Source organism: Pseudomonas fulva NBRC 16637 = DSM 17717, assembly GCF_000730565.1.
Taxonomy (GTDB): domain Bacteria; phylum Pseudomonadota; class Gammaproteobacteria; order Pseudomonadales; family Pseudomonadaceae; genus Aquipseudomonas; species Aquipseudomonas fulva.
On the sequence record NZ_BBIQ01000004.1, the window covers coordinates 40,536 to 56,197 of the forward strand.

Genomic DNA, 15,662 nt, shown 5'->3' on the forward strand with positions numbered 1-15,662 from the left:
GCCGATTTACTTATTCGCTCTAGTGAACTATAAAAAGCTTCAGTCAAGGAGTTACGAGTGAGTACAGCTGAAGTCCTGGCAAGCGTCGACATCGTCGCGCTGCGCCTGCCGCCTGGCAGTGAGCACCTGCAGGTGCTTCTGCATCGCCGTGAGCGAGAACCGCACCATGGTCAATGGGCACTACCCGGTGTGATCATCAATGGGCGCACCCCTGATACCAGCCTTGAGAGCGCTGCCCACCGCGCCTTGAGCGAGAAAGCGCGCGTCCAGCCGCACTATCTGGAGCAAGTCGTTACCGAAGGCAATGCCTTTCGCGATCCACGGGGCTGGTCGTTGAGCACCTGTTACCTGGCGCTGTTGCCCGCCTGCCAGGAAGTCGAGAATGAGCAGCTGGCCTTTTTCGACCTCGCCGACGTGGTGGAACGCAGGGTGCTGCTGCCATTCGATCACAACCTGCTGGCGCGCCGAGCCCATGAGCGGCTCGCGGCCAAGTCCGTCTACAGCAGTTTGCCGTTGTACCTGCTCGACACCCGGTTCACCGTCCTCGATGCGCTGGGGGCCATGCAAGCCTGCCTGGGCCAGCCTGTGAACGCGACATCGCTGCGCAAGCGCCTGGAGCGCTTGCGCGTGCTGGGCTGGGTCAAGGACACAGGCGAAAAGAATCAACCACCCATGGGGCGCCCGCAGCAACTGTACCAGTACACCGCGCAAGGGCAGGGGCCGTTCATGTTCGACCGTAGCTTGCTGCCGGAGGGCAGTTGAGCATCGACCCGGCAGACTGGCCGCGCGAGGTAGGGCCAGTGCCGACATTGAACGACTGATCAATCTCAGTGGAACGAACCGCGAGTCAATGCCTCTTATCCAGAGATGGATGGCCTGTGCCGCGGATTCCCCTGACATGAGATCGCTCCAAACCTCTCTGATCGATGACACCTCCACACCGCTGAGCTTCCTGCTCAATGGCGGTGAGATCGGCCGTCTGCTTCAAACGATGAACTGGCAGGATTCTCCACTTGGGACGCCACATGGCTGGTCCCCGCACCTTCAGGCCGCGATGGCCACGCTCCTGCCAGCGCAGACCCAGGTCGTGCTGTTCTGGGGCCCGGACTATGTCGCGCTGTACAACGATGCCTATGCGCCCACCATCGGCAACAAGCACCCGCAAGCCCTCGGGCGCCCGGCGCGTGAGAATTGGGCCGAGCTGTGGGATGACCTCGAACCGTTGCTGCGCGGTGTGCGTGACACCGGGCAGACGTTTTCGGCCAAGGACCGCGCTTTTTATATCGAGCGCCGTGGGCACGGTGAGACGGTGTATTTCGATGTGTCGTATTCTGCCGTGCGCGAGGCTGATGCAAGCGTTGGCGGTGTCTTGTGCCTGGTCACAGAGACCACTGACCGCGTGCGCTTCCACCAGCGCCAGGCGTTTCTTCTGGAATTGAGCCGCACATTGCCTGGGCTGGGTGATGCTGCGCGCATCGAGTCCTATGCGGTTCAACGCCTGGCGCAGGAGTTGGGGGCGGCCAGGGTCTGCTTCGGTGAAGACAAAGGCGACGGTGTCGGCTTCAAGGTCAGTCACGACTGGACCGAGGGCGTGACGTCGTTGGTGGGCACGCATTCGTACCTGACGTTCGGTACCGACTTGTATGAGCAATTGAGCGACGGCAGGACCGTTCAACATAGCTATGAACAGCCCGAGCCTTGTCTGGCGGGCATAAGCACCACCTTGCATGCCCCTGTGCTGCGCGGGGGGCGACTCGAGGCCTTGTTGGCCGTTCATTTCAGTGATGCGCGAGGGTGCTTCGAGGAGGACTGCCAGCTTGTGGAAGAGACCGCCAAGCAAGTGTGGGCTGCAATCCTGCACGCCCGCGCCGAACAGGCGTTGCATCTGCTCAACCAGAGCCTTGAGGAGCGAGTTGCCACGGCGCTGGCCCAGCGCGAGTCGGTGATGATGCAACTGCACGAAGCCCACAAGATGGAAATGATCGGGCAATTGACCGGTGGTATCGCCCACGACCTGAATAACATGCTCACGCCGATCATTGGGTCGTTCGAGCTGTTGCGCCGCCATCCGCAGACCGATCGCGCGCCCCGGCTGATCGACGGTGGCCTGCAGGCAGCTGAACGTGCGCGCAACCTGGTCGCTCGCCTGCTCAGCTTCGCACGCCGCCAGACACTCAAACCGCAACCTGTGTCCTTGGCAGCCCTGGTCGAGGACATGCACGAGTTGATGGCGCGCTCGCTCGGGCCCACCATTGCCGTGCACGTGAATATCAATCCGTCATTACCCTGCGTCGTGGTCGACCCGCACCAACTGGAGTTGGCCCTATTGAATCTGGCGGTCAATGCCCGCGACGCCATCGGCGGCGCCGGCCAGCTGCAAATCATCGCCGGTGATGACACCCACTGCCTGGCGCCGCCCGAGGACCTTGCGGGCAAACGTTTGGTATGGATTCAGGTCAGGGACAACGGCTGCGGCATGGACGATGAACAACTCAGGCGGTGCATCGAACCTTTCTTTTCTACCAAGGAGGTGGGCAAGGGGACTGGCTTGGGCTTACCAATGGTCCAAGGATTGGCGGTTCAATCCGGCGGTGGGTTCGAGATTCATTCCATACCAGGCCAAGGGACTCAGGCGACGCTATGGTTGCCGGCCAGCGACGCATTGCCCACCCACCGTGACATCGAGCCCTGCGACGGGCCTGTGGCCGAGCGTCCGAGCCGGATACTGCTGGTGGACGACGAAGAAATCGTGCGTCACGCAACGGCCTTGCAATTGCGCGACCTGGGCTACGAGGTGACCGAGGCGCCAAGTGCAGTGGCCGCCCTGCGCCTGGTGGAAAAGGGGTGGCTGCCTGATGTATTGGTGACCGACCATGTCATGCCCGAGATGACTGGCGTACGCTTTGCCCAGCAAATGCGCCAGCATCACAGCGAGCTGCCGGTGCTGATCATTACGGGCTATGCGAACCTGACGCCGCGCCAGCTAAGCGGTTTCGAAGTACTGCGCAAGCCTTATCGACGCGCCGAACTCGCTCAGAGTGTGGCGCGCCTGCTGGCGGGGGCTTCCCTCAGTCGACGCTGACACGCCAGCATCAGCCTTTTTGCAGGCTGCACATCTGCTCTTGCTCCAGCAAGGCGGCGGGCGACTGTTGCGGCAGGTAGAGGGTGAAGGTAGTCCCCTGGCCCTGAACACTGTTGACCTTGATATCCCCGCCGGACTGTTTAGCGAAACCGAATACCTGGGACAAGCCCAGACCAGTGCCTTGCCCGGCAGGCTTGGTGGTGAAAAAGGGGTCGAATATACGCTCGAAGAGCTCCGTACTGATGCCAACGCCCGTGTCGGTTACAGAAATGGCAGCATACGCGCACGGATCGGGGACCTCATCGCGGCCTACCGGTAAGTGCTGGTGGGCTTCGAGACGTATGCGCACGACGCCCACCGCAGCCATGGCATCGCGGGCGTTGAGCATCAGGTTGATGACCGCCGTTTCCAATTGGCTAACGTCGGCGCGCACATGGCACGGCGAAGCGGGCAAGTCCAGCTCGACGTCAATGCTGGCGCCTGCTGCGGTGTCGAACAGGTCGGCCATGGCTGCCAGCCGCGCCACTGCGTCGAACACCTGCGGGTTCAAGGCCTGGCGCCGTGCAAATGCCAGCAGCTGGCCGGTCAGTTTGGAGCCGCGCTCGACCGTCTCGACCATGGTGCGTAGATAGCGCATGCGTCGGTCGTCGTCCAGGCCTGGACGCTGCAAGAAGTGCAGCGAGGCATGAATGATGGTCAATATGTTGTTGAAATCGTGCGCCACACCACCTGTAAGCTGGCCGATGGCCTCAAGCTTCTGGGCCTGGCGCAGCTCCGCTTCGGTGTGCAGCAGTTGCGTAGTGCGGGTCCGTACGTGTTGCTCCAGGCTCGTATTGAGCGCCTCGAGCGCCAGCAGGGCGGCCTGCGTTTCGCCCGTGGATTGGGCATGCTGGATATGTGCCCAACTGCGTTCGGTCACATCACCGAGCAACGCCCGCTCATATTCGGTCCACGCGTGCGCCGACGTGCTGTTGAGCGCCATCAAGGCGGTAAGCCGCCCGCCTTTTATCAGCGGCACACAGCACGTGGCGGCGATCCCGAGGGCTGCAAACACAGCCGCCTCAGAATCGGGAAGTTCCTGCCTGCAATCATCGAGCGTCAATGCCAGACCGCTGCGCAGTCGTTCATTCGCCTGCTTGCCGAAATCTCGCAGGCGATGCTCTCCGATCAATGAGGGACTTGCGTCGGTCAGCGCTTCGCCACAGACCGTAAAGGTATCATCGTCGGATTGCATGACCGCGTAAGTACAACCTGATAGCCCCAGGTGATTGGCGAGCAGGCGGGTGGTCGTCGCCATGATCTCCTGAGGATCAACCGCTTGGGCCACTGCCCGGCCGAGCTCGTCCAGAAACGCCAACCGTTGGTTGGCGAGCACGGTCGCCGTGGTTTCGGTAACGGTATCGAGCATTCCAAGCACATTGCCCTGCAAGTCACGGATAGGGCTGTAGCAGAACGTAAAGTAGGCACGCTCCGGTCCGCTATTACGGTCGATGACCAGGGGGAAGTCTTGGATGTAGACCGCTTCGCCCTTGAAGGCCCTGTCGGCCATGCAGCGGATATCGTCCCATGCCTCCTGCCAGACCTCTGCAAACGGCACTCCCAGCGCCACCGGCTTGCGCCCTAGAATCGGAAGAAAGGCATCGTTGTGAAAGGTCAGCAGATCGGGCCCCCACAGCACAGCCTGTGGAAAGTGCGAGCCCAGGCACAGCGCCAAGGTGGTCTTGAGGGTATCGGGCCAGTTTTCCAGCGGACCTAACGAGGTGCACGCCCAGTCATGCCCAAGAATACGGTCGGCCATCGCGCCGCCGCCTGCTAGCCACTTCGCCATCTACTCTGCCGATCATTGAAACAGGGGGCTCTAGGGTGCACCCTTGAGGCAAGATTGGCGAGCGTTTTATGGCGCTTGGCCAGTCAGCGAATGAAATGCACCTTGCCGACGTCATCGTTGCCCGTGTAGATCCCGTAGACACCGGCCTGACGCTCGAGAATGTATCGCTCGAGAATCTGCCGGATAGCGGGGTAATAGATGTCATCCCACGGGATCTGCTCTGGCTCGAAAAACCGATAGGCCAGGGTTTCCGGGCCAAACTGGCCCGTTTCCTCGGTGACGAAGGCGCGGAAGATGATGTAGACCTCGCTGATCTTCGGCACGCTGAAAATGGAGTAGGGGCAGACGATTTCTGCCCGTACGCCGCTTTCTTCCCAGACCTCGCGCAGCGCCGCCTGCTCGGTGGTTTCGCCCGCTTCCATGAAGCCTGCCGGCAGCGTCCAGGTGCCGGGGCGAGGGGGGATGGCGCGCTGGCACAGCAGGTATTTACCGTCGCGCTCGATGATACAACCGGCAATGATCTTGGGGTTGATGTAATGGATGTAGCCGCAGCTGGCGCAGTGCAGCCGCTCATGGGTGTCTCCCGCAGGCGTGCCCTGGGCCAGCGTCGTGGTGCAATGGGGGCAGTAGCGGGGAGCACTGGGCATGATCAGCGGCCTATGCGAGGTTCCTTGAGGGCCAGGGGGGCGACGATATCGCGAACCTTGGCATTGTCGTCTTGTTTCTGGCGCAGGTAATCCAGGGCAACCTTGGCCGCGGCACGCACGTGATCCACCGAGGCCTGGTGGGCTACCAGCGGGTCGCCGCTCTTGATGGCCTCGACCATCTTTTCCATTTCCAGGTTGCTGGCTCCGCGGCGGTTGGCCTGGGATACCGATGTGGCACGCAGGTAACTGATGCGCGCCTGCAACTGACGAAGCTGCTGCGCCGCAACCTGGTTGCCTGAACCTTCCAGCAGCACGTCATAGAATCCTTGCACCGACTCGAGCACCTGCTGCAGCTCACCTTCCTCCAACGCCTCACGGTTGACGGCCAGGGCTCGTTCCAGCGCGCGGATGTCCTTGGCCTTGGCATTGAGCGTGAACAGCTGCACGATCAGGCCCTCGAGTACGCAGCGCAACTCATAGATGTCGCGCGCATCTTCAAGGGTGATGATCGCAACACGCGGGCCCTTGGCATCGGCGAACTCCACCAGGCCCTCGGATTCCAGGTGGCGCAGGGCTTCACGCACGGACGTGCGGCTGACGCCGAGGCGGTCGCACAGGTCGCGCTCGACCAGGCGATCGCCTGGGAGCAGGTGGAAGTTCATGATCGCGCCGCGCAGTTTGTCGAGCACGATTTCGCGCAGGGTAACGGGGTTGCGATTGACCTTGAAGCTGTCGTCCAGTGGCTGGCGTTTCATCGAGTGCGCTCTGAATAAGGCTGCCCGGCCACGACCGAAACGGGGCACCACGGCCCTGGGTGCTCCTTGCGTGGGTACGAACAGCCCGGTGTTAACGGGTGGACTCCGCGTCGGCCTCGGCGAACGCTTCCCGGGCCAGGCGGAAACTGTCCACCGCCGCCGGGACGCCGCAATAAATGCCGACCTGGAGCAGAATCTCGCGTATTTGCTCGCGGCTCAGGCCGTTGCGCAAGGCGCCGCGGATGTGCAGCTTGAGCTCGTGTGGCCGGTTGAGTGCCGAAATCATGGCCAAGTTTATCATGCTGCGCTCCTTGAGCGACAAGCCTTCGCGGCCCCAGACATGGCCCCAGCAGTACTCGGTCACCAGTTCCTGCAACGGCTGGGTGAATGCGTCGGCATTCTGGATTGACCGGTTCACATAGTCTTCGCCTAGGACCTGGGTGCGTATCTGCAGGCCTTTTTCGTACTTTTCATTGTTCATGCACGCTACTCCGAAATAGAACAGGGGGCGCAAACGAGGGTGAGACGCCAGCGCGGCCCCTGGAAGAGGCGGGCCTTAGCCCAATGGGGGCAGGGCGCCCAGCTTGCCTTTGTGGTACACCATGGGCGTCATCGGCTCGGCGGGCAGTACCAGGTTTTTCACGGCACCGACAATGATGGCATGGTCGCCGCCGTCGTACTCTCGCCACAGCTCGCACTCAATGATCGCCGTGGCATTGTCCAGCAGCGGGTTGCCCAAGGCGCTCAGGTGCCACTGTACGCCCTTGGCCTTGTCCTTGCCTTTACCCGCGAAGGCATAAGCTTCAGCCGTCTGGCCTGCCGACAGCAGGTGAATGGCGAACTGCTTGCTGTCGCGCAGGATCGGGTAGGTGTCGGAGGCGTAGTTAGGGCAGAACAGCACCAGCGCCGGGTCGATCGACAGTGCGCTGAAGGCACTGGCGGTGATGCCGACAATGCCACCCTCGGCGTCCAGGGTGGTGACGACCGTCACTCCGGAGGGGAAGGAGCCCATCACGTCTTTGTAGATGCCGGGTTCGATCATCGGTATTACCTCCTAGCGCATCACGAAGGGGTCGGGCATGGGGGCGGTGGACAGGTTGATCCACACGGTTTTCAGTTCGGTGTAGGCCAGCACGGAGTCGATGCCACTTTCGCGTCCGTAGCCGCTGTTCTTGAACCCACCGATGGGCGCCATGGCAGACACGGCGCGGTAGGTATTGACCCAGATGATCCCCGAGCGCACGTCGCGCGCCAGGCGGTGGGCACGTCCCAGGTCGCGGGTCCAGATACCAGCGGCCAGGCCGAACTGTGAATCGTTGGCAATCGCCAGCGCCTCTTGCTCGGTCTTGAAACGGATGACAGCCGCCACCGGGCCAAACACCTCTTCCTGCATGATGCTCATCGAATTGCTGTCGCATTCGAACAGCGTCGGCTCGTAGAACCAGCCACCGCCATCGACCTCGGCCCGTTTACCGCCCAGGTGCAGCTTGGCGCCTTCGGCCTTGGCCGCGGCGACCAGCTGCTCGACCACGGCCAATTGCTGAGCGGTGGCCATAGGGCCCATCTCGCTGGCATCGTCCTGGGGATTGCCAATGCGAATGCGCTGGGCACGCTCGATCAGACGCTTGACGAATTCATCGAAGATTTCGTCCTGCACCAGCAGGCGCGAGCCGGCCACGCAGCTCTGTCCAGACGCGGCATAGATCCCCGCCACGGCACCATTGATGGCGCTGTCCAAGTCGGCGTCTGCAAAAATGATGTTCGGCGACTTGCCGCCCAGCTCCAGCGACAGCTTGGCGAAGTTCTCGGCGCTGCTGCGCACCACGTGGCGAGCGGTGGCCGCACCGCCTGTGAAGGCGATCTTGCGCACCAGCGGGTGACGGGTAAGCGCCGCGCCGGTGCTCGGGCCGTAGCCGGTGACCACGTTGACAACGCCAGCCGGAAACCCGGCTTCCAACGCCAGGCGCGCCAGCTCCAGAATCGTCGCCGAGGCATGCTCGGAGGGCTTGAGTACGATGGTATTGCCCGCGGCCAGTGCCGGCGCCAGTTTGATCGCCGTCAGGTACAGCGGGCTGTTCCACGGGATGATCCCGGCAACCACACCGATAGGCTCGTGCACGGTGTAGGCGAACAGGTCCGGCTTGTCCAACGGCAGCGTGCCGCCTTCGAGCTTGTCGGCCAGGCCTGCGGTGTAATGGAAGAACTCTGGCAAGTAACCTACCTGCCCACGGGTCTCGCGGATCAGCTTACCGTTGTCACGGCTTTCCAGCTGGGCCAGGTGTTCCTTGTTCTCGGCGATCAGGTCACCGAGACGGCGCAGTAGCTTGCCACGGGCCGTGGCAGTGATGGCCCGCCAGGCCTGGCTTTCGAATGCCCGCTGGGCGGCTTGTACCGCCAGCTCCACATCGGCTTCGCCTGCGTCCGGCAGCTGTGCCCAGGGCTGTGCGGTGGCCGGGTTCAGGCTGTCGAAAGTCTTGGCGCTTTGTGCATCGCACCACTGGCCGTCGATGCACATCTGAAAACGAACGAGGGTCATGCCACAATCCCCTTGGCTGATTCGGTCAGGCTGCGGGCTTTGGCGAGAAAGTCCAGCAGCATCTTGTTCACTTCGCGCGGCGCCTCCACCGGCATCATATGCCGCTGCTCGGTCAGCACCACACTGTGCGCACCCGGGATACGGGCGGCAAGCTGGCGGGCCATGGCCGGCGTAGAGCCGGTATCGAGCTCACCTGTGGCGATCAGCGTCGGCACCTGAATGCTGCCCAGATCACCTGCGCGGTACATGTCCTGGGTGGCAAACAGCGAATAGGTGGTGTGATAACCCTGTGGGTCGTTGCTGGCCAGCACCTGACGGATGGCAGCGACCTGGGCCGGGTTGGCCGCCTTGTACTCGCGGCTGAACCAGCGGTCCAGTGCCGCCTCGACATTGGCGTCCGGGCCCAGCTCTGCTGCCTGAGCGGCACGGGCGATGACCCCGGCGCTCTGTTCGGGGCTGCGGTTGAAAACGCTGTTGAGCACCACCAGGGCAGCGATGCGCTGGGGGTAGTGCAGGGCGAAGGCACGTGCGACCAGGCCGCCCATGGAGAAACCGATGACGATGGCTTGGCTCAGTTGCAGGTGATCGAGCACCTCGGCCAACTGGGCGGCATAACCTTCGAGGCCGACGTCGGCCGGGGGCAAGGCGCTCTGGCCGTGGCCGAGCATGTCATAGGCGATGACGCGGTAGTCGTTGGCCAGGCCAACGATCTGACCGCCCCACATTTCCTTGTTCAGGCCCACGCCGTGAATGAGTACCACGGGTTGACCCTGACCGACGGACAGGTAACTGGTGCCGGCGGGGGTATGTTCAGCGACGGGCTGAATCATGGAGGGCGCTCCTTTGAGGTCGGGCGTGGTGGAAGAATCGCCACGCCCAGGCCCGGCTTGATTGTTGTTATTGAGCGTTGGCCTTTTCGGCCGCCAGTTCTTCCAGGTCGATGTAGCGGTTGCCAATGCGCGGGTGCAGGCGGCCGCCATCGGCAGCGCCAAGAACTACCACGATTTCATCGGCGCGAGGTGCGTCCTCGATCTGCATTTCCAGGGTGATGTAGTGCGAGCGCAGGCCTTCGTCGTCTTTTTGCATCATCGGAATCTGGATCGACGTGCCAGGGCCACCACGCTTGTTGGTGAAGCTCAGGTAGCTTTTGGCCTGCACGGCTTCGCGATAGTGATTGCCGAAGCGCAGGGTATGGATGACGGCCGAAGCGTGTTCGATTTCACCGTCGGCGCCCACCACTGCAGCCTTGCCGTAGGCCTCGATCTTGTCGGCACCACCGATGGCGGCGGTCAGACGCTCGACCATCAGCGCGCCCAATTCCGAGCAATGCTCGCGGATTTCGGGCTTAAGGTCGTCGACGAAGCCACGGCCAGCCCAAGGGTTTTTGATGACCACCGCCAGGCCCACCATGGTGACCGGCTTGTCAGTGGCCTTGCCACCTTCGATACGCGTCTCTTCGGAGTAGGTGACGATCTTGCGAATTTCAAAACTCATGGGGGGCTCCTGTACGGTGTGATCAGATCTTGTTGTCTGATGGTATACCATAATATTTGTTCTGCAAGCACTGCGTGGTGTTTTCTCATCCAGCCGGGACGAAAGGTGAGCTGATGTGCAGGTCTGCATCGCATCTGTATCAAGCAAGCGGCGCAGCACTTAACGTTGGGCTGAAAAAAACCCGCTCGCGCGGTGCCAATTGGCCCACGCGAGCGGGCATGTCCCGCAAGAAATCAGGTAATGGGATTCAGGTGAACGCCGGGATCACTTCCTTGATGAACAGCTCCAGCGATTTTTTCTTCTCAGCGTGGGGCAGGCTGTTGTCACACCAGAAGCTGAATTCGTCGACGCCCAGCTCCTGGTAGTACTTGATGCGCGCGATGATTTCTTCCGGTGTGCCGATCATGGTGTTCTTGCGGATGTTCTCAAGCTCGAAGGCAGGGACTTCGGCGAACTTCGCTTCCGGGCTGGGCTCCAGGAACCCATTGACCGGCGTGGTCTTGTTGCCGAACCAGGCGTCGAAGGTGCGGTAGAAACGAGAGATCGCGCTGGCCCCTACCTTCCAGCCGTCCGGCTCTGCCGGGCTGTGCACGTGGGTGTGGCGCAGCACCATCAATTGTGGGCGAGGCACGTCGGGGTTATTGTCCAGGGCGGCCTGGAACTTGTTGCGAAGGTCCAGCACTTCCTCGTCGCCCTTCATCAGCGGCGTGACCATCACGTTGCAGCCATTGGCCACGGCGAAGTTATGCGAGTCAGGGTCGCGGGCCGCGATCCACATGGGCGGCGTAGCATTGAACGGCTTGGGTACGCTGGTGGAGGTCGGGAACTTGTACACCTCGCCTTCATGGGCGTAGTCACCCTCCCACAGTTTGCGTACCACCGGGACCATCTCGCGCAGTGCCTTGCCGCCATCGGTGGCTGGCATGCCATTGGCCATGCGATCGAATTCGAATTGATAGGCACCCCGGGCCAGGCCCACTTCCATGCGCCCGTTGCTGATCACATCGAGCAAAGCGCATTCGCCGGCGACGCGGATCGGGTTCCAGAACGGGGCGATGATGGTGCCGGCGCCCAGGCGGATCTTCTCGGTACGCGCCGCCAGATAAGCCAGCAATGGCATGGGGCTTGGCGAAATGGTGTATTCCATGGCGTGGTGTTCGCCGATCCACACGGTGCTGAAACCGCCGTCTTCGGCCATCAAGGTCAGTTCGGTGAGGTCTTCGAACAACTGGCGGTGGCTGACCTGTTCATCCCAACGTTCCATGTGCACGAACAACGAAAATTTCATGGGGGCATTCCTCGGACTGGTTGTGTCACCCGGCGTAAAGCCGGGTATCGCGGCGAGCAGAACATTGCTTCCCGCCAAGTGCGTTCAGCGGTGCAGAGATCAGGCGAGCGCGGGCAAACTGGCCATTTTTCCGCGGCAGTACACCATCGGCAGCGGCGCTTGCTCCGGCACGATCAGGTTGTGGACCTTGCCGACCATGATCGCGTGGTCACCCCCTTCGTACTCGCGCCAAAGCTCGCATTCGATCACGGCGGTAGCGCCGGCGAGGATGGGGTTGCCCAGCGCGCTCAACGACCACTCGATGCCGGCCGCCTTGTCCTTGCCCTTCTTGGCGAAAGCATAGGCTTCGGCCTGCTGGTTACCGGACAACAAATGAATGGCAAAGCGCTTGTGCTTGATCAGCACCGGGTAGGAGTCGGACGTGTAATTGGGGCAGAACAGCACCAGGGGAGGGTCCATCGACAGGGATGAGAAGGCGCTGGCGGTCAAGCCAACAACCGAGCCGTCGTCGTCCAGGGTGGTGATGACGGTAACGCCAGAAGGGAAAGAACCCAGGACGTTCTTGTAGACGGTTGCGTCGATCATCTGATGTACCTCTTAAAGCTGCGGTGGGCCGCGGTTTTTATCGTTGATGTGTCTGATGGTATACCGTAATACCTTTTTTGCAAGCACATTTTTCGGCTTGGCTAACACTGCGATGAATGGTTCAAAGCCGCGCAGTTCAAGGGGTATACGCATAAACGAACGAATTGCGGTACTCGCTAAATCGTATCAGCTGACAATTTGAAATACGGATCAGTATTGTCAAAACCTTGGAATACCATAATATGGTCTTCAGCTGAGAGGCCGCCTAGATGCGGTTTCCTTACAACGATAAAAACGACCTTTCGAGCTAAAAATCATGTCCCAACCGTCGTCGCAACATCAGTTTGTCGAGAATCACACGGTCGATTACGTTCCACCTGCCGAGCGCCATGGGAAGGCGCGCGACCTGTTTACCCTCTGGTTCAGCACCAACATTGCGCCACTGCCCATCGTCACCGGCGCCATGGTGATCCAGGTGTTCAACCTGAACCTGCTATGGGGACTGATCGCTATCGTCCTGGGGCACTTGCTCGGAGGCGTGGTGATTGCCCTGGCCTCTGCACAAGGGCCGCAGTTGGGCATCCCGCAGATGGTGCAGAGCCGGGGGCAGTTCGGACGCTACGGCGCGCTGCTGATCGTTTTCTTCACCGCGCTGATCTACGTGGGCTTCTTCATCTCCAACATCGTACTGGCAGGCAAGACGATCCACGGCATCGCACCCATGGTCCCTATGCCCGGCGCGATCGTGATCGGCGCCTTGAGTGCCACCGCCATTGGCATCGTTGGCTATCGCTTCATCCACATCCTGAACCGTATCGGCACCTGGGTCATGGGCTCGGCGTTGCTGGCTGGTTTCATCATGATGTTCACGCAGGTACTGCCGGGCGACTTCTTCAGCCGTGGCGCCTTCAACCTGTCCGGGTTCATCGCCACCGTGTCACTGGGCACGATCTGGCAGATCAGCTTCTCGCCGTACACCTCCGACTATTCGCGCTATCTGCCGCGTGAAGTGGGCATCGCGCGTCCATTCTGGGCGACCTACTTCGGCGCCACCCTGGGCACCATCCTGTGCTTCAGCTTCGGTGCAGTCGCCGTGCTATGCGTGCCCGAAGGCACCGATGCAATGGATGCCGTCAAGCAGGCGACCGGCTGGCTCGGGCCGATCCTGATGGTGCTGTTTCTGCTCAACATCATCAGCCATAACGCCCTGAACCTGTACGGCGCCGTGCTTTCGATCGTGACGGCAATTCAGACGTTCTTCGCCCAGTGGACGCCGAGCATCAAGGTGCGTGTGGCCCTGGCCAGCGTCATCCTGGTGGCCTGCGCACTGGTCGCGCTCAATGCATCGGCCGACTTCATCGGCCAGTTCATCGGTCTGATCCTGGCGCTTCTGCTGGTGCTGGTGCCCTGGGCATCGATCAACCTGGTCGACTTCTACCTGATCAAGAAAGGCCAGTACGACATCGCCTCGATCTTCAGCGCCGACGGTGGCATCTATGGCCGCTTCAACCACCACGCGATCATTGCCTACGCCTGCGGCATTCTGGTGCAGTTGCCATTCGCCAACACTGCGCTGTATGTCGGCCCCTACTCGAACATCGTCGAAGGGGCCGACCTGTCGTGGCTGTTCGGTTTGCTCGTGACGGTGCCGCTGTACTACTGCCTGGCGACCCGTGGCAAGGCAGCGCAGAACGTGGGGCGCGTGGTCAGCGTCAGCAAGTGAGCCTAGGGCTCCACGTGGAGGGGCCGCTGGACGGCCCCTTTCTGAGGATTACACCTTGAATTGCGCAACCATGGCATTGAGGTCTACCGCCAGGCGTGACAGATCCTGCGCTGCTGCGCTGGTCTGGTTGGCCCCGGCCGAAGTCTGCATGGACAGATCACGGATGTTGACCAGGTTGCGATCCACTTCTCTGGCTACCTGAGCCTGCTCCTCCGAGGCGCTTGCGATCACCAGGTTACGCTGGTTGATCGAGGCGATGGCTTGGGCGATGACCTCAAGCGCCCGCCCTGCACCTTGCGCTACCTCCAACGTACCGGCCGCCCGACCCTGACTGCTGGACATCGCCGTCACGGCGCGTTCGGTGCCGTTCTGGATGCCCGCGATCATGTGTTCGATTTCCGCAGTCGATTGTTGAGTGCGGTGGGCGAGGGCGCGCACCTCGTCGGCCACTACAGCAAACCCTCGGCCTGCTTCACCTGCACGCGCCGCTTCGATGGCGGCGTTGAGAGCCAGGAGGTTGGTCTGCCCGGCGATAGCGCCAATCACGTCCAGCACCCGGGTGATTTCATTGGCGCTGCTGGCCAGCTGCTGCACCTGCGCCGACGTGCCGGTGACGTCGGCGACCAACTGCTCGATGGATTGCAATGCCTGGTTGACCTGGTCGCGGCCGTCGCGGGTCGTGCGGTCTGCGCCTTTGGACGCGTCGGCCGTGCTCACGGCATTGCTGGCGACCTCTTCCACGGCGACGGTCATCTGGTTGACAGCCGTGGCCGCCTGGTCGATTTCGGCGCTTTGCTGGTGCAGGCCGCGGCTGGTGTCTTCCGTCACGGTGTGCAGCTCTTCGGACGCCGACGCCAGTTGATCCGAGGAGGCTGCGATGCGGGCAATGGTCTGGCGCAGGTTGGCTTGCATGCGGGCCAGGGCTTGCAGCAGCAAGGCGGGCTCATCGCAGCCCTCGGCCTTGATCGGTTGGGTCAGGTCACTGGCGGCCACACGTTCTGCGGCGGTGACGGCTTCGGCCAGCGGCACGATGATGCTGCGTGTGAGCAGGTAGGCGATCATCACCAGTGCCAGCAGAATCACCACCAATGCCGTGATAATGGCCACGAATGCCTCATCAGCCACGTCGCTGCTCAGCTGGGAGGCAGCTTCTGCGCCTTTGGCGTTGAAGGCGATGAGCGTGGACATGGCTTGCATCATCGTTTCGGCACGCGCCGTCAGCGGGCCGTTGATCAGCTGGCGAGCAGTGTCCATGCGCCCGGCCGCAAGCTCGGCCAAGACCGTCTCCTGAAGCTCGTGGTAGTGCTGGTAGGCGCTGCGGGCCGTTTCGAAAAGCGCGCGGTCTTCACTGGACACGATGGTAGCCACGTAGGCCTCGAAGCCTTCATCCAATTCGCGTTCGATGTTCTGGATCGTATTCAGGTAGCGGGTGCGCTCGCTGGCGTCTTCTTCCAATGCACCGCGCAGGGTGAGGGCGCGCGTACGGCCCAGGTTGCTGTTGATTGCACTGAGCGACATGACGGTGGGCATCCAGGTCAGGCGAATCTCATCCGTGGACTCATCCATCTGCTGTGTTTCATACAGGGCGACCAGCCCCATGGTCAGGATCAGCATGCCCAACAAGGCAAACACGCAGGCTGCGCGAATGCCGATCTTCATGTTCCTGAAATGCATTGAAGGCTCCTAGGAAAGGCGTGCAGGGGCGAGGCGCGTTGGCGCAAGCC

At 61.8% G+C, this 15,662-nt stretch carries 14 protein-coding genes; 3 read left to right on the forward strand and 11 right to left on the reverse strand.

Features of this window, described 5'->3' with window-relative positions:
- The first annotated feature begins 57 nt into the window (after positions 1-57).
- On the forward strand, positions 58-762 hold the full coding sequence (locus PFU01S_RS05840) for an NUDIX hydrolase (protein WP_027914821.1): 705 nt from the start codon (positions 58-60) through the stop codon (positions 760-762).
- 136 nt (positions 763-898) lie between these two features.
- Positions 899-3,082 (forward strand): response regulator, encoded by a 2,184-nt coding sequence (locus PFU01S_RS05845; protein ID WP_028686375.1) that lies wholly within the window; start codon positions 899-901, stop codon positions 3,080-3,082.
- 10 nt (positions 3,083-3,092) lie between these two features.
- Here PFU01S_RS05845 and PFU01S_RS05850 read toward each other — a convergent pair whose 3' ends face one another.
- The 10 genes from PFU01S_RS05850 to PFU01S_RS05895 all read right to left on the reverse strand — a co-directional run bounded on the left by PFU01S_RS05850 (position 3,093) and on the right by PFU01S_RS05895 (position 12,215).
- A complete protein-coding gene (locus PFU01S_RS05850; RefSeq protein ID WP_028686374.1) occupies positions 3,093-4,910 on the reverse strand; it encodes an ATP-binding protein in 1,818 nt (605 codons plus the stop codon).
- Positions 4,911-4,993: 83 nt separating this feature from the next.
- A complete protein-coding gene (locus PFU01S_RS05855) occupies positions 4,994-5,557 on the reverse strand; it encodes an NUDIX hydrolase (RefSeq protein ID WP_028686373.1) in 564 nt (187 codons plus the stop codon).
- Positions 5,558-5,559: 2 nt separating this feature from the next.
- Positions 5,560-6,312: a GntR family transcriptional regulator gene (locus PFU01S_RS05860; protein ID WP_023535134.1), complete on the reverse strand. Its 753-nt coding sequence runs from the start codon at positions 6,310-6,312 to the stop codon at positions 5,560-5,562.
- Between the two features lie 91 nt (positions 6,313-6,403).
- Complete coding sequence (locus PFU01S_RS05865; protein WP_028686372.1) at positions 6,404-6,793, reverse strand: carboxymuconolactone decarboxylase family protein; 390 nt, start codon at positions 6,791-6,793, stop codon at positions 6,404-6,406.
- A gap of 75 nt (positions 6,794-6,868) precedes the next feature.
- Positions 6,869-7,354, reverse strand: a complete 486-nt coding sequence (locus PFU01S_RS05870; RefSeq protein ID WP_027914825.1) for a flavin reductase family protein — start codon at positions 7,352-7,354, stop codon at positions 6,869-6,871.
- Positions 7,355-7,366: 12 nt separating this feature from the next.
- Entirely contained in the window at positions 7,367-8,848 is a 1,482-nt protein-coding gene (locus PFU01S_RS05875; protein ID WP_028686371.1) for an aldehyde dehydrogenase, read from the reverse strand.
- On the reverse strand, positions 8,845-9,678 hold the full coding sequence (locus PFU01S_RS05880) for an alpha/beta fold hydrolase (protein WP_027914827.1): 834 nt from the start codon (positions 9,676-9,678) through the stop codon (positions 8,845-8,847). The genes PFU01S_RS05875 and PFU01S_RS05880 overlap by 4 nt, the downstream gene beginning before the upstream one ends.
- Before the next feature lie 67 nt (positions 9,679-9,745).
- Positions 9,746-10,342, reverse strand: coding sequence for an amino acid synthesis family protein (locus tag PFU01S_RS05885; RefSeq protein WP_028686370.1), 597 nt, complete (start codon positions 10,340-10,342; stop codon positions 9,746-9,748).
- 247 nt (positions 10,343-10,589) lie between these two features.
- Positions 10,590-11,630, reverse strand: coding sequence for an LLM class flavin-dependent oxidoreductase (locus tag PFU01S_RS05890; RefSeq protein WP_027914828.1), 1,041 nt, complete (start codon positions 11,628-11,630; stop codon positions 10,590-10,592).
- A 99-nt stretch (positions 11,631-11,729) separates the two neighbouring features.
- Positions 11,730-12,215, reverse strand: coding sequence for a flavin reductase family protein (locus tag PFU01S_RS05895; RefSeq protein WP_023535123.1), 486 nt, complete (start codon positions 12,213-12,215; stop codon positions 11,730-11,732).
- Between the two features lie 316 nt (positions 12,216-12,531).
- Here PFU01S_RS05895 and PFU01S_RS05900 point away from each other — a divergent pair, with 316 nt between their 5' ends.
- Complete coding sequence (locus tag PFU01S_RS05900; RefSeq protein ID WP_027914830.1) at positions 12,532-13,938, forward strand: purine-cytosine permease family protein; 1,407 nt, start codon at positions 12,532-12,534, stop codon at positions 13,936-13,938.
- 48 nt (positions 13,939-13,986) lie between these two features.
- On the opposite strand, the gene PFU01S_RS05905 is transcribed toward PFU01S_RS05900, so the two are convergent.
- A complete protein-coding gene (locus PFU01S_RS05905) occupies positions 13,987-15,612 on the reverse strand; it encodes a methyl-accepting chemotaxis protein (protein WP_028686369.1) in 1,626 nt (541 codons plus the stop codon).
- Positions 15,613-15,662 lie beyond the last annotated feature (50 nt).

What these genes read in the sequence shown, in the direction of transcription:
- PFU01S_RS05905 (WP_028686369.1), bottom strand. Translation starts at nt 15,612, where the DNA reads ATGCATTTCAGGAACATGAAGATCGGCATTCGCGCAGCCTGCGTGTTT.
- PFU01S_RS05860 (WP_023535134.1), bottom strand. Translation starts at nt 6,312, where the DNA reads ATGAAACGCCAGCCACTGGACGACAGCTTCAAGGTCAATCGCAACCCC.
- PFU01S_RS05855 (WP_028686373.1), bottom strand. Translation starts at nt 5,557, where the DNA reads ATGCCCAGTGCTCCCCGCTACTGCCCCCATTGCACCACGACGCTGGCC.
- PFU01S_RS05900 (WP_027914830.1), top strand. Translation starts at nt 12,532, where the DNA reads ATGTCCCAACCGTCGTCGCAACATCAGTTTGTCGAGAATCACACGGTC.
- PFU01S_RS05880 (WP_027914827.1), bottom strand. Translation starts at nt 9,678, where the DNA reads ATGATTCAGCCCGTCGCTGAACATACCCCCGCCGGCACCAGTTACCTG.
- PFU01S_RS05845 (WP_028686375.1), top strand. Translation starts at nt 899, where the DNA reads ATGAGATCGCTCCAAACCTCTCTGATCGATGACACCTCCACACCGCTG.
- PFU01S_RS05875 (WP_028686371.1), bottom strand. Translation starts at nt 8,848, where the DNA reads ATGACCCTCGTTCGTTTTCAGATGTGCATCGACGGCCAGTGGTGCGAT.
- PFU01S_RS05885 (WP_028686370.1), bottom strand. Translation starts at nt 10,342, where the DNA reads ATGAGTTTTGAAATTCGCAAGATCGTCACCTACTCCGAAGAGACGCGT.
- PFU01S_RS05850 (WP_028686374.1), bottom strand. Translation starts at nt 4,910, where the DNA reads ATGGCGAAGTGGCTAGCAGGCGGCGGCGCGATGGCCGACCGTATTCTT.
- PFU01S_RS05870 (WP_027914825.1), bottom strand. Translation starts at nt 7,354, where the DNA reads ATGATCGAACCCGGCATCTACAAAGACGTGATGGGCTCCTTCCCCTCC.
- PFU01S_RS05890 (WP_027914828.1), bottom strand. Translation starts at nt 11,630, where the DNA reads ATGAAATTTTCGTTGTTCGTGCACATGGAACGTTGGGATGAACAGGTC.
- PFU01S_RS05895 (WP_023535123.1), bottom strand. Translation starts at nt 12,215, where the DNA reads ATGATCGACGCAACCGTCTACAAGAACGTCCTGGGTTCTTTCCCTTCT.
- PFU01S_RS05865 (WP_028686372.1), bottom strand. Translation starts at nt 6,793, where the DNA reads ATGAACAATGAAAAGTACGAAAAAGGCCTGCAGATACGCACCCAGGTC.